General features: G+C 72.7%; 9 protein-coding genes. 6 read left to right on the forward strand and 3 right to left on the reverse strand.

Going from position 1 to position 12466, the window contains the following annotated elements; genetic code table 11:
• Nucleotides 1-128 precede the first annotated feature (128 nt).
• From AB0I38_RS16715 to AB0I38_RS16740, 6 genes are all read left to right on the forward strand, one after another.
• Complete coding sequence (locus AB0I38_RS16715) at nucleotides 129-1133, forward strand: NAD-dependent epimerase/dehydratase family protein (protein ID WP_358467895.1); 1005 nt, start codon at nucleotides 129-131, stop codon at nucleotides 1131-1133.
• On the forward strand, nucleotides 1133-2317 hold the full coding sequence (gene lhgO / locus AB0I38_RS16720; protein WP_358468523.1) for an L-2-hydroxyglutarate oxidase: 1185 nt from the start codon (nucleotides 1133-1135) through the stop codon (nucleotides 2315-2317). Before AB0I38_RS16715 ends, lhgO begins: the two co-directional genes overlap by 1 nt.
• 17 nt (nucleotides 2318-2334) lie before the next feature.
• Nucleotides 2335-3027, forward strand: coding sequence for a response regulator transcription factor (locus tag AB0I38_RS16725; RefSeq protein ID WP_358467898.1), 693 nt, complete (start codon nucleotides 2335-2337; stop codon nucleotides 3025-3027).
• Nucleotides 3027-4448, forward strand: coding sequence for a sensor histidine kinase (locus AB0I38_RS16730; RefSeq protein ID WP_358467900.1), 1422 nt, complete (start codon nucleotides 3027-3029; stop codon nucleotides 4446-4448). The genes AB0I38_RS16725 and AB0I38_RS16730 overlap by 1 nt, the downstream gene beginning before the upstream one ends.
• 68 nt (nucleotides 4449-4516) lie before the next feature.
• Nucleotides 4517-5173: a response regulator transcription factor gene (locus AB0I38_RS16735; protein WP_358468526.1), complete on the forward strand. Its 657-nt coding sequence runs from the start codon at nucleotides 4517-4519 to the stop codon at nucleotides 5171-5173.
• A gap of 1969 nt (nucleotides 5174-7142) precedes the next feature.
• Nucleotides 7143-8990 carry a GTPase gene (locus AB0I38_RS16740; RefSeq protein WP_358467903.1) on the forward strand — a complete coding sequence of 616 codons (1848 nt, stop codon included), beginning with the start codon at nucleotides 7143-7145 and terminating at the stop codon, nucleotides 8988-8990.
• A gap of 16 nt (nucleotides 8991-9006) precedes the next feature.
• Here the strand turns inward: AB0I38_RS16740 and AB0I38_RS16745 are convergent, their stop codons facing one another.
• From AB0I38_RS16745 to tdh, 3 genes are read right to left on the reverse strand one after another with little or no spacing between them, the layout of a single operon-like run.
• Nucleotides 9007-9924, reverse strand: a complete 918-nt coding sequence (locus tag AB0I38_RS16745) for a LysR family transcriptional regulator (protein ID WP_358467906.1) — start codon at nucleotides 9922-9924, stop codon at nucleotides 9007-9009.
• Nucleotides 9925-9972: 48 nt separating this feature from the next.
• Nucleotides 9973-11142, reverse strand: a complete 1170-nt coding sequence (locus AB0I38_RS16750) for a glycine C-acetyltransferase (protein WP_358467908.1) — start codon at nucleotides 11140-11142, stop codon at nucleotides 9973-9975.
• The gene (tdh, locus tag AB0I38_RS16755; RefSeq protein WP_358467911.1) at nucleotides 11142-12320 is read right to left on the reverse strand and encodes an L-threonine 3-dehydrogenase; all 1179 of its coding nucleotides are present in this window, start codon (nucleotides 12318-12320) and stop codon (nucleotides 11142-11144) included. The genes AB0I38_RS16750 and tdh overlap by 1 nt, the downstream gene beginning before the upstream one ends.
• Nucleotides 12321-12466: the final 146 nt, after the last annotated feature.

Genomic DNA, 12466 nt, shown 5'->3' on the forward strand with positions numbered 1-12466 from the left:
CCGCAAGCCCTCACCGCCGCTCGGCCGGCCCGGCAGCGTGGCGGCCGGTGGGCCCGCCGCCCTCTTACCTGGCCGGGTGGCCACCCCTTGCTTGATAGGTAGGCCAACTGAGCGCTAGCTTGGCTGGCATGCGCGTCCTGGTGACCGGTGCCTCGGGGTTCGTCGGCGCGCACGCGACCGTCGCCCTGGCCGCCCTGGGGCACGAGCCCCACCTTCTGGTGAGAAATCCGGAAAAAGCGGTACGCGTCCTCGCAGCCCTGGCCCCGCCCCAGGACTGGCCGATCCACCAGGCCGACATCCGCGACGCCCCGGCCGTACGGCGGGCCCTGGAGCAGTGCGACGCGGTGCTGCACGCGGCGGCCGACATGGGCGTCACCGGTCACGCCACCGACCTGCGCGGCTCGAACGTCACCGGGCTCGCGAACGTCCTCGGCCAGGCCGCCGAGCTGGGCCTCGACCCGATCGTGCACGTCTCCACGGTGGCCGTCTTCGTTCCGCCCACAGGTCCGGTGATCACCGCGGACAGCCCGCTGGCCGCCCCGCGCAACGCGTACGGCCGGTCCAAGGTCGAGGGCGACCGCTACGCCAGGGACCTGGGCGGCGTCACCATCGTCTATCCCGGTGGCGTCGCCGGCCCGCACCAGCCCACACTCGACGGACTCAACGAGGGGATCCGGGCGGGGCTGCGCTCGGGCTGGCCGATCGTGCCGGGCGGGGTGAGCGTGCTCGACGTCCGCGACCTGGCCGTGGCGCTCGCCCGCTGCTTCGTGCCCGGCCAGGGCGCCCGCCGCTACCTACTCGGGGGAAATTTCCTGACCTGGGCGGAGATCGCGTACCTCTCCCGGCGGCTCACCGGGCGGACGGGCAGGACGCTCAGGATGCCCGGCGCGCTGCTGCGCGCGCTGGCGGCGGCCCTCGACGGCGTCAAGGGGCTGGGCCTGCGGGTGGCCTACCCCCTCACCCGCGACGCGGCCGACTTCATGCTCACCCTGGTCCCCACCGACGACACCGCCGCGCTCAGGGAGCTCGGCGTCACGTTGCACCCAGTGGATGACACCGTTTCGGATACATTGCGGTGGCTCGCAGCGGAAGGGCATCTGAAACCGCGCGAAATCGGCAGACTAGCGCCGTGATGGAGAAGATCGGAGTCGTCGGGGCAGGCATCGTCGGGCTGGCGGTCGCTCGCGAGCTGGCCGCCAGGGGCGCCGAGGTGACCGTGCTGGAGAAGGAGCACCGGGTCGCCGCGCACCAGACCGGGCACAACAGCGGCGTCGTGCACGCGGGCATCTACTACCCGCCGGGCTCGCTCAAGGCACGGCTGTGCCGCGAGGGCGTGGCCCTGCTCAAGGAATACTGCGCCGAGCACGGCCTGCCGTACGAGGAGGTCGGCAAGCTGGTCGTGGCGAGCACCCGCGCGGAGCGCCCGCTGCTGCGGGCGCTGGCCGAGCGGGCCCGGGCCAACGGTGTGCCCGGCATCGCCGAGCTCGACGGGCTCGGGCTGCGCGAGATCGAGCCGCACGCGGTCGGCGTCGGCGCCGTCCACTCCCCGCGCACCGCCATCGCCGACTTCCCCGCCGTCGCGCGCCGGCTCGCGCTCGACGTGGTCGAGCTGGGCGGTTCCGTACGGCTCGCGCACCCGGTCATGGCCATCAGGGAGAGCGTCAGGGGTGTCCAGGTCATGGCGGCCCGGCGGAGGTTCACCTTCGACCGGCTGGTGGTCTGCGCCGGGCTCGGCACCGACGCGGTGGCGGCCATGGCGGGCCGGCCGGGAGAGGTGCGGATCGTGCCGTTCCGCGGCGAGTACTACGCGCTCGCCGGAGCGGCCCGCGACCTGGTGCGCGGCCTGATCTACCCGGTGCCCGACCCGCGGTACCCGTTCCTGGGGGTGCACCTGACCCGGCGCGTCGACGGCGAGGTCCTGGTCGGGCCGAACGCCGTGCTGGCGCTCGCCTACGAGGGATACACCTGGCGGAATGTCCGGAACTTCGGGCAGATCACCAGGTGGCCGGGCACCCTCCGGATGGCCCGCCACCACTGGCGCACCGGCGTCAAGGAGATCTACGGCTCGCTGGCCAAGCGCTCCTTCCTCAACGCCGCCCGCCGCTACGTGCCCGAGCTGCGTGCCGACGACCTGCGGCGGACCGAGGGCGGGGTGCGCGCCCAGGCCGTGGCGCGAGACGGCGGCCTGGTCGACGACTTCGCCGTGGACGTGCAGGGCAGGGTCGTGCTCGTCCGTAACGCCCCCTCTCCGGCGGCCACGTCGAGCCTCGCCATCGCGCGGCACATCAGTGGAATTGTCCCAGCACTCGTCCGATGAGGGCATCCTTGGGGGTGATGGACGCACGTTTGCTGATCGTCGAGGACGATCCCAACATCCTTGAACTTCTCGCCGCGAGCCTGAGGTTCGCGGGTTTCGACGTGACCACGGCCAAGAACGGGCTCGACGCCGTCGCCTCCGTGCAACGGCACCGGCCGGACCTCGTCGTACTCGATGTCATGCTGCCCGATCTGGATGGGTTCGAGATCGTACGGCGGATCCGCGGTGGCGGGATGCACACCCCCGTGGTCTTCCTCACCGCCCGCGACGAGACCGAGGACAAGATCCGCGGCCTGACCATCGGCGGCGACGACTACGTGACCAAGCCGTTCAGCCTGGAAGAGGTGGTCGCCCGGATCCAGGCGGTGCTCCGCCGCACCTGCGGTGACACGCCGGCTCCACCGCCCAGGCTGACCTTCGCCGACATCGAGCTCGACGAGGAGAGCCACGAGGTGTGGCGCGGCGGCCACGCGGTGGCGCTCTCACCGACCGAGTTCAAGCTGCTGCGCTACTTCATGACCAACGCGGGGCGGGTGCTGTCCAAGCCGCAGATCCTCGACCACGTGTGGGACTACGACTTCCGGGGCGAGGTGGGCATCGTCGAGTCGTACGTTTCGGTGCTCCGGCGCAAGATCGACAACCGCACTCCCAGGCTCATCCACACCCTGCGGGGCGTCGGGTACGTGCTCCGCCTGCCACCGGGCTCCTGATGGCCGGGCTGCCGCTCAGGATCAAGCTGATCGCCGCGATGCTGGCCCTGCTGGCGCTCGGGCTGACGTTCATCGGGCTGGTCAGCGTCTCGGTCCTGCACGGCTACCTCATGGACCGGGTGGACAGCCAGGTGCACCTGGTCTCGGTACGGATGCAGAAGAAGCTGGAGTACGACCGCGAACGGCGGGAGAAGGGCAAGAAGGTGAGCGACAAGCCGTTGCTCATCGAGTCCGACACGATCGTCCTGGTCCGCGATCTCGCCGGGACGCTGACGCCGCTGCAGGTCGAACGCGACGTCGACATCAAGCCCAAGCCGGTGCTGTCGGCGGCGCCGGAACCCGTCATCTACACCGCCCCGGCGATCATGGGCAACGGCGAGTGGCGGGTGCTGGAGACCTCGGCCGCCGACACCACGTTCGTGGTCGCCGCGGACCTGACCGAGGTCACCGAGATCACCCGGCGGCTCGCCCTCATCGAACTGCTCGGCGGCAGCGGCATCCTGCTCATCCTCGCCGTCGGCGGCGTGACGATCGTCCGGCGGAGCATGCGCCCCCTGTCCGAGATCGAGCACACGGCCGAGGCCATCGCCGCGGGCCAGCTCGGCCGCCGGGTGCCCGACGGCGACCCCCGTACGGAGGTGGGGCGGCTGGCCCGGTCGCTCAACGGGATGCTCGCGCAGATCGAGACGGCCTTCGCGGCGCGCTCGGCGTCCGAGGCGGCGGCCCGCCGCTCCGAGGACCGGATGCGCCAGTTCGTCGGTGACGCCTCACACGAGCTGCGCACCCCGCTGACCTCGATCCGCGGCTTCGCCGAATACGCCAGGCAGAACCCGGGCGCCGACCCCGCCGAGCTGATGCAGCGCGTGGAGAAGGCCGCCGGCCGGATGAGCCTGCTCGTGGACGACCTGCTGCTGCTCGCCCGCGTCGACCAGCAGCGGCCGCTGCGGATGCGGCCCGTCGACATGCTGGCGCTGGCCGCCGACGCCGTGCAGGAGGCCCGGATCCTGGCGCCCGGACGCACGATCGGCCTCGACGTCGTCGGCGGCGCCGCCCTGATCGTCTCCGGCGACGAGGTACGGCTGCGCCAAGTCGTCACCAACCTCATGACCAACGCCCTCATCCACACCGACGAGGACAGTCCGATCACCGTCCGGGTCGGGGCCGGAGCCGACACCGTGTTCCTGGAGGTGGCCGACAAGGGGCCCGGCCTCACCCCCGAGCAGGCCGAGAAGGCCTTCGAGCGGTTCTACCGGGCCGACTCGGCCAGGTCGCGCCGTCGCTCGGGCGAGGACAGGGGCAGCGGGCTCGGACTGGCCATCGTGCAGGCGCTGGTGCGGGCCCACGGCGGGACCGTCACGCTGGAGAGCTCCCCGGGCGTCGGCTCCACCTTCCGGGTCGAACTCCCACTCGCCTTGGAGTGAGCCTTCAGCTTTTCCTCAGGTACCTGGGCCACGCTGGACAGGTGACCCAGGTACCTGAGGCGCTGATCATGGTGGTGGACGACGAGCCCAGCATCAGGGATCTGCTCTCCGCCAGCCTGCGCTTCTCCGGTTTCGAGGTGCTGACGGCCGCCGACGGCCACGAGGCCGTCGAGGTGGCTGAGCGGACCTCGCCCGACCTGGTGGTGCTCGACGTGATGCTGCCCGACCTCAACGGGTTCGAGGTGGCCAGGCGGATCAGCGCGCCGGTGCTCTTCCTGACCGCGCGCGACGCCACCGAGGACAAGATCGCCGGGCTCGGCGTGGGCGACGACTACGTGACCAAGCCGTTCAGCCTGGAAGAGGTGCAGGCCCGGATCCGGGCCGTGCTCCGCCGCACCAGGGGTGAGAGCACCCCGGCCAGCCGCCTGAAGGTCGCCGACCTGGAGCTCGACGAGAACGCCCGCGAGGTGTGGCGGGCGGGCCGGCCGGTCCGGCTGTCGCCGACCGAGTACAAACTGCTCCACTACTTCATGTCCAACGCCGGGCGGGTGCTGTCCAAGGCGCAGATCCTCGACCATGTGTGGAACTACGACTTCGGCGGTGACGCGGGCGTGGTCGAGTCCTACGTCTCCTACCTGCGGCGCAAGGTCGACGACGTGGAGCCGCGGCTCATCCACACGCTTCGCAGCGTCGGTTACGTGCTGAGAGAGCCGCCGGCGGGCTAGGCGCGAAACGCCGCCACCTGCGGTGGACCGCCGAACACCGTCCCCCGTAGCGTGGGCGTATGGACCTGCTGGGCGCGTTGGAAGCACTACGCCGCCGGCTCGACAGCGAGTTGTTCCCGCTGGAGATCGGCGAGGCCGCGGCCGACCGGCGCGCGCTCCGGGAGCTGACCGGGCAACTGGACGACTACCTGCTGCCCCGGCTGCGCGCGATCGACGCGCCGCTGCTGGCCGTCGTGGGCGGCTCCACCGGCGCGGGCAAGTCCACCCTCGTCAACTCGCTGGTCGGGGCCGATGTGGCCGAGCCTGGCGTGCTGCGCCCCACCACACTGGTGCCCACGCTCGTGGTCAGCCCGGCCGACCACGACTGGTTCATGGGGCCGAACGTGCTGCCCGGCCTCTCCCGTGCCACCGGCTCCGCCGTCGGGGCGCTGCGGGTGGTGACGTCCGAAGCCCTCGGCGAGGGGCTGGCGCTGCTCGACGCGCCCGACATCGACTCGGTGGTGACCGCCAACCGGCAGCTGGCCGCGCAGCTGCTCGCCGCCGCCGACCTGTGGCTCTTCGTCACGACCGCCGCCCGCTACGCCGACGAGGTGCCATGGAGCTTCCTGCGCTCGGCGCGCGAGCGCAGCACCGCGCTCGCCGTGGTGCTCGACCGGGCGCCGCCGGAGGCCGTCGAGCCGGTCACCCGCGACCTCGAACGCCTCCTCGTCGCCAACGGTCTCGACGGCACCCGGCTGTTCACCGTCCCGGAGGCGGTGCTGTCCTCCGAACGCGCCCGGCTGCCCGCCGAACTGGTCGAGCCGATCGTCACCTGGCTGACCGAGCTGGCCGCCGACGCGGCCGAACGGTCCCGGGTCGTCCGCCAGACCCTCTCCGGCGCGCTCGACAGCCTGGCCGCGCGGGTGCCGCCGCTGGCCGCGGCCGTCTCCCGGCAGCAGGCCGGCTTCCACGGGCTGCGCTCGATCGTGGCGGGGGCGTACGCGGGCGGGATGGCCGACTTCGACGAGGGCATGCGCGACGGCTCGCTGCTGCGCGGCGAGGTGCTGGCCCGCTGGCAGGACTTCATCGGCACCGGCGACCTCATGCGGTCGCTGGAGAGCCGGGTCGGCTGGCTGCGTGACCGGATCGTCGGGTTCTTCACCGGGCGGGCTCCCGTCGTGGAGCTGCGTGACGCCCTGGAGAGCGGCGTCGAATCGCTGATCAGGGGCGCCGCCGACGCCGCCGCCGAACGCTCCCTCGACGGCTGGTCGGCCGCGCCCGGCGGGCCCGGCATGATCGAACGGGTCGGGGCCGTGGAGGCCGCCCGGCTCGGCCGCGCCTCCGCCGACCTAGGCAAACGGGCCGAGGCCGCTGTGCGCGGGTGGCAGGAGTTCGTCCTCGACCTCGTACGCCTGGAGGGCGCCGAGCGGCGCACCACCGCCAGGGTCGCCTCGTTCGGGGTCAACGGGGCCGGGTTGCTGCTGATGCTGGGCGTCTTCGCCTCGACCGGCGGGCTGACCGGCATCGAGGTGGGCATCGCCGGCGGCACCAGCGTGCTGTCGCAGAAACTGCTGGAGGCGATCTTCGGTGACCAGGCCGTGCGCACGCTGACGGTACGGGCGCGAGACGATCTGCGGGCGCGGGTGCAGGGGTTGCTGGACGAGGAGGCCGCGCGCTACACGGCGCTGCTGGAGTCCATCGAGCCGCCCGAGGGCACGGCCGACGCTCTGCTCGCCGCGGGCGCGTCGGTACGCGAGCACAGCGGCGACCTGCCCGCCGCGTCCGTCCGGCCGTTGTCGCCCAGCGCCGACCCGGACCGTCCTGACACGGACCGTCCTGACCCGGACCGTCCTGACCCGGACCGTCCTGACCCGGACCGTCCTGACCCGGACCGTCCTGAGGCGGGTCATCCTGAGGCAGGTGGTCCTGGGGCGGGTCGTCCTGGGGCGGGTGGGGCTGGTTCGGCGGGGTCTCCTGGTTCGGAGGGATTGTGAAGTTGCTGCGCCGGAAGGAGGGGCCGTCGCTCGACTCCCGGCTGGCGGCCCTGCTGGAGGCCGCCGAGCTGGGGGAGGGGCGGCTGCCCGAGGAGGCGGTGTCGGGGGCGCGGGCGGTGGCCGAGCGGGCCGGCGTGCGGCGCGACCTGTCGGTGGCCCACACGGTGGTGGCCCTCGCCGGGGCCACCGGGAGTGGCAAGTCGTCGCTGTTCAACGCGCTGGCCGGAGAGCAGGTGGCGGTCGTGGGGGTCACCAGGCCCACGACGTCGGCGGCCCAGGCGGCCCTGTGGGACGGCTCGGGCGCGGGCCCGCTCCTCGACTGGCTCGACATCTTCGAACGCCACACCGCCGCGCCCTCGCCGGCCGACGCCGGTGACCTGTCCGGACTCATCCTGCTGGATCTCCCCGACCACGACTCCATCCAGCTCTCCCACCGGCTGGAGGTCGACCGCCTGGTGGAGCTGGTCGACCTGCTGGTGTGGGTGGTGGATCCGCAGAAGTACGCCGACGCCGCGCTGCACGAGCGCTACCTGCGCCCGCTGGCCAGGCACCGCGACGTGATGGTGGTGGTGCTCAACCAGATCGACCGGCTGCCGCCCGCCGCGGTCCAGCGCTGCCTCGACGACCTGCGCCGCCTCCTCGACGAGGACGGCCTGTCCGGCGTCCCGGTCCTGGGCGCCTCCGCCCGCACGGGTGCCGGCGTCGACCGGCTCCACGCGCTGCTGGACGAGCGAGTCTCGGAGCACCTGTCCTGGGCCGCGCGCGTTTCGGCGGACGTGTCCACCGCCGCCGACCTGCTCACCGACGCCGCCACCCACCGGCCCGGACCGGGTACGCCGGTCGAGCCGGAGGCCACGCCGGGCACTCCGGCCGAGCCAGGTGCCAGGCCGAGTACGCCGGCCGAGCCGGGTGCCAGGCCGAGTACGCCGGCCGAGCCGGGTGCCAGGCCGGACGCCAAGCCGGGGTCGTTGGCCGGGCACGGGCCGGGGACGCTCGCCGTGGGCCGTGACATCGCGGTCTCCGGTGTGCCCGCCGCTCTGCCCGCCGTCAGCGGTGGCGCGTCGACGGGGCGCGGGCTCACGAAGGCGCTGTCGGAGGCCGCCGGGGTGCCCCTCGTCGTGCGGGCCGTGGCCAAGGGGCACCGCCACCGCGCCGTCGTCGCCACCGGCTGGCCGGTCACCCGGTGGCTGCGCAGGTTCCGGCCCGACCCGCTGCGCCGGCTGCGCATCGGCACGGGCGCCTCCGGCCGCGGCGGCGACCCCGAGATCGTCGGGCGCACGTCCGTGCCGGCCGCGAGCACCGTACAGAAAGCGCAGGTCGACTCCGCGGTCAGGGACGTCAGCGACGCCGCGGCGGCCGGGCTGCCCGAGCGGTGGGCGGCGGCGGTGCGGCGGGCCGCCCGTTCGCGGTCGGCCGAGCTGGCCGACGCCGTCGACCGGGCCGTGGCGACGACCTCGCTGCGCGCGACCAGAAGGCCGCGCTGGTGGACGGCGGTGGGTGTGCTGCAGTGGCTGGTGTTCGCGACCATGGCCGTGGGCGGGCTCTGGCTGGGGGTGCTGTTCGCCATGGACTATCTGCGGCTGCCCCAGCCGCCGCTGCCGACCGTGGGCGAGGTGCCCTGGCCGACCGTGCTGCTCGCCGGAGGCGCGCTGGCCGGCGTGCTGATCGCGCTGCTGTCGCGGCTGGCCGCCTGGGCGGGTGGGCGTCGCCGTGCCCGCCGTACGGCCAAGGCCCTGCGTGCCGCGATCGACGAGGTCAGCGGCGCGTACGTGCTACGGCCCGTGGAGGAGGAGCTCGCCAGGTACACCAGGTTCCGCGACGCCGTCACGCTGGCCCGCGCCTGAGGGGCGTCAGGACGGGTCAGTCGCCGCCGAGCGGGCCGGCGACCGCGAGGAGGGCGTCGAGCAGGGGGCGCAGGAGGGGATGGGAGTCGGCGCCGCGCCGGATGGCGGCGAAGACACGGCGCTCCGGCCCGGGGGCGGGGCGTACGACCACGCCGGAGAGCGCCATGTCCCGCAGCGCGAGCCGGGGCACGACCGCCATCCCCGCACCGGCGCCGACCAGTGCCACCACGGCCCGGAAGTCGTCGGAGCAGTGCGCGAACCGCGCGGTGAAACCCGCCCGCTCGCACGCGAACGCGATCACGTCATGCACGGGATTGCCCGGATACGGCCCGATCCACGTCTCCTCACCGAGGCTGCCCAGCGAGATCGCCCCAGCGGGGTCGCCGGTGGCCAGCGGATGGTCGTGGGGGAGCACCAGGTCGAAGGGCTCGGCGTACAGGGGAAGAAGGGACAGGCGGCGGTCGGCGGCGTCGGGGGCGCCGCGGTACTCGACCGCGATCGTCAGATCCGCCGTGCCGTCGAGGAGCATGGTCAGGCCGTGGTCGCCCTCGGCGTCGCGTACCCGGATCCGCAGGCCGGGCGTCTCCTCGCGTAACCGGGCGATCGCGGGGGAGAGCACGGCGCTGATCGCGGTGGCGAAGCAGGCCACGGTCACTTCGCCCGCCGCGCCCGTCGTGTAGGCGGCGACCTCGGCCTGGGCGCGTTCGAGCTGGGCGAGCACCTCGTTCGCGTGGCGGATCATGATGCGCCCGACGGCGGTGAGGTGCACGCCGCGCCCGTCGCGGGTGAGCAGCCGGTGGCCGACCTCGTGTTCGAGCGCGGCGAGCTGCTGGGACACGGCCGACGGGGTCAGGTGGAGGGCGGCGGCCGCGGCGGTGACCGTGCCGTGGTCGGCCACCGCCCGCAGCGTGCGCAGGCGCCGCGTGTCTATCACGGAGCGAGGATACAGAGCGCGCGGTGCCCGGCCGTCGTGGCCGGAGGGTCAGCCGCGTGCCTGGACGAACGCCTTTACGGCCCGGTCGACGTCGTCGGTGGTGTGCGCGGCCGACAGCTGGACCCGGATCCGGGCCTTGCCGTGCGGCACCACCGGGTAGGAGAAGCCGATCACGTAGATGCCCAGGTCGAGCAGGCGCTCGGCCATCGCGCCGGCCGCCGCGGCGTCGCCGATCATCACCGGGACGATCGGGTGGTCGCCGGGCAGGATGTCAAACCCGGCCCGCGCCATCTGGTCGCGGAACCTCCCGGTGTTGGCGCGCAGCCGCTCGCGGGCCTCGCTGGACGTCTCCAGCAGGTCGAGAATGCGCAGTGAGGCGGAGGCGATGACGGGGGCGAGGGAGTTGGAGAACAGGTAGGGGCGAGAGCGCTGACGCAGCAGGTCGCAGATCTCCTTGCGGGCCGACACGTAGCCGCCGCTGGCCCCGCCGAGCGCCTTGCCGAGCGTGCCGGTGATGATGTCGACCCGGTCGGTGACGCCGTGCAGCTCGGGGGTGCCTCGGCCGGTGGGGCCGACGAAGCCGACGGCGTGCGAGTCGTCGGCCATGACCATCGCGTCGTAGCGGTCGGCCAGGTCGCAGATCTCGGCGAGCGGCGCGACGTAGCCGTCCATGGAGAACACGCCGTCGGTGACGACCAGCCTGCGCCGCGCGTCGGACGCCTCCTTCAGCCGCGCCTCCAGCTCGGCCATGTCGCGGTTGGCGTAGCGCAGCCGCCGCGCCTTCGACAGCCGGATGCCGTCGATGATGCTCGCGTGGTTGAGCGCGTCGGAGATGACCGCGTCCTGCTCGTCGAGCAGGGTCTCGAAGACGCCGCCGTTGGCGTCGAAGCACGAGCTGTAGAGAACGGTGTCCTCCATGCCGAGGAACTCCGACAGCCGGGCTTCGAGCTCCTTGTGCACCTCCTGGGTGCCACAGATGAAGCGGACCGAGGCCATGCCGAAGCCCCACCGGTCGAGCGCCTGCTTGGCGGCCTCGACGACGGCCGGGTGGTCGGCCAGGCCGAGGTAGTTGTTGGCGCAGAAGTTGAGCACCTCGCGCCCGGCCACGCTCACCGACGCGCTCTGCGGGGTGGTGATCACTCGCTCGGGCTTGAGCAGCCCGGCCTCGGTGATCTCATCGAGTGTCGTACGCAGCTGCTCGCGCACGTTCGTGAACATCAGGTGCCTCCGCTCGTGTCAATGGTCGCGGCCGCTTCGGCCTTCGTTGGCTCGTTCCTCGCTCTCTCAGGCCGAGCTCCTCCGCCCGTGTCAATGGTCGCGGCCGCTTCGGCCTTCGTTGGCTCGTCCCTCGCTCTCTCAGGCCGAGCTCCTCCGCTCCAGTCCAAAATGACCTTGCCGGTGCGGCCGCTCGCGGCCGTGTCGAAGGCGGCGTCGAAGTCGCGGTAGGAGAACCGGTCGGTGATCACCGGCGACAGGTCGAGCCCCTTCTCCAGCAGGACCGACATGTTGTACCAGGTCTCGTACATCTCGCGGCCGTAGACGCCCTTGATGGTGATCATCGACGTGACCACCGTGGCCCAGTCGATCGCGAACTCCTCGGCGGGCAGCCCGAGCATGGCGATCCTCCCGCCGTGCGTCATGCTCGCGATCATGTCGCGCATGGCCTGCGGGTTGCCCGACATCTCCAGCCCCACGTCGAAGCCCTCGCGCATGCCCAGCCGGCGCATGCCGTCGGCGATCGAGGTCTGGCCGACGTTGAGCGCGAGGGAGACGCCCAGCTTCGCGGCCAGGTCGAGACGCTCGGGGCTGACGTCGGTGATCACGACGTTGCGGGCGCCCACGTGGGTGGCGACCGCCGCCGCCATCAGCCCGATCGGGCCCGCGCCGCTGATCAGCACGTCCTCGCCGACCAGCGGGAACGACAGCGCGGTGTGCACGGCGTTGCCGAACGGGTCGAAGACGGCCGCCACGTCGGGGTCGACGGGGGTGCGGTGCACCCACACGTTGGAGGCGGGCAGCGTGACGTACTCGGCGAACGCGCCGTCACGGTGAACGCCCAGGCCCACGGTGTTGCGGCACAGGTGGCGCCGCCCGGCCATGCAGTTGCGGCACTTGCCGCAGACGAGGTGGCCCTCGCCGCTGACCAGGTCGCCGACCGAGATGTCCTCCACGCCGGGCATGACCTCGACGACCTCGCCGCTGAACTCGTGTCCCACGATGAGGGGAAGTTTCAGGGTGTGACGGGCCCAATCGTCAAATTTCCGGATATGTAGGTCAGTGCCGCAGATGCCGGTACGCAGCACCCTGATCAGCACCTCGCCCGGACCGGGCACCGGCTCCGGCACGTCGACCAGCCACAGACCGGCTTCGGCCCTCTCCTTGACCAGCGCTTTCATGGCTCAATCTCCCCCTCATCCGAACCCTACGCACTGTGCCCGGTCCCCAGCGGGCATGTCCATCGAGGGATTCTTAAGTGCCCCCACAGCTCCGCTTCACGCCGCAGGCCGGGTGGTGAGGCGCCCGAGGCAGGAGGCTAGATTGC

This window comes from Nonomuraea cavernae (genome assembly GCF_040655715.1).
GTDB classification, from domain to species: domain Bacteria; phylum Actinomycetota; class Actinomycetes; order Streptosporangiales; family Streptosporangiaceae; genus Nonomuraea; species Nonomuraea cavernae_A.

What these genes read in the sequence shown, in the direction of transcription:
- tdh (WP_358467911.1), bottom strand. Translation starts at nt 12,320, where the DNA reads ATGAAAGCGCTGGTCAAGGAGAGGGCCGAAGCCGGTCTGTGGCTGGTC.
- AB0I38_RS16750 (WP_358467908.1), bottom strand. Translation starts at nt 11,142, where the DNA reads ATGTTCACGAACGTGCGCGAGCAGCTGCGTACGACACTCGATGAGATC.
- AB0I38_RS16725 (WP_358467898.1), top strand. Translation starts at nt 2,335, where the DNA reads ATGGACGCACGTTTGCTGATCGTCGAGGACGATCCCAACATCCTTGAA.
- AB0I38_RS16735 (WP_358468526.1), top strand. Translation starts at nt 4,517, where the DNA reads ATGGTGGTGGACGACGAGCCCAGCATCAGGGATCTGCTCTCCGCCAGC.
- lhgO (WP_358468523.1), top strand. Translation starts at nt 1,133, where the DNA reads ATGGAGAAGATCGGAGTCGTCGGGGCAGGCATCGTCGGGCTGGCGGTC.
- AB0I38_RS16715 (WP_358467895.1), top strand. Translation starts at nt 129, where the DNA reads ATGCGCGTCCTGGTGACCGGTGCCTCGGGGTTCGTCGGCGCGCACGCG.
- AB0I38_RS16730 (WP_358467900.1), top strand. Translation starts at nt 3,027, where the DNA reads ATGGCCGGGCTGCCGCTCAGGATCAAGCTGATCGCCGCGATGCTGGCC.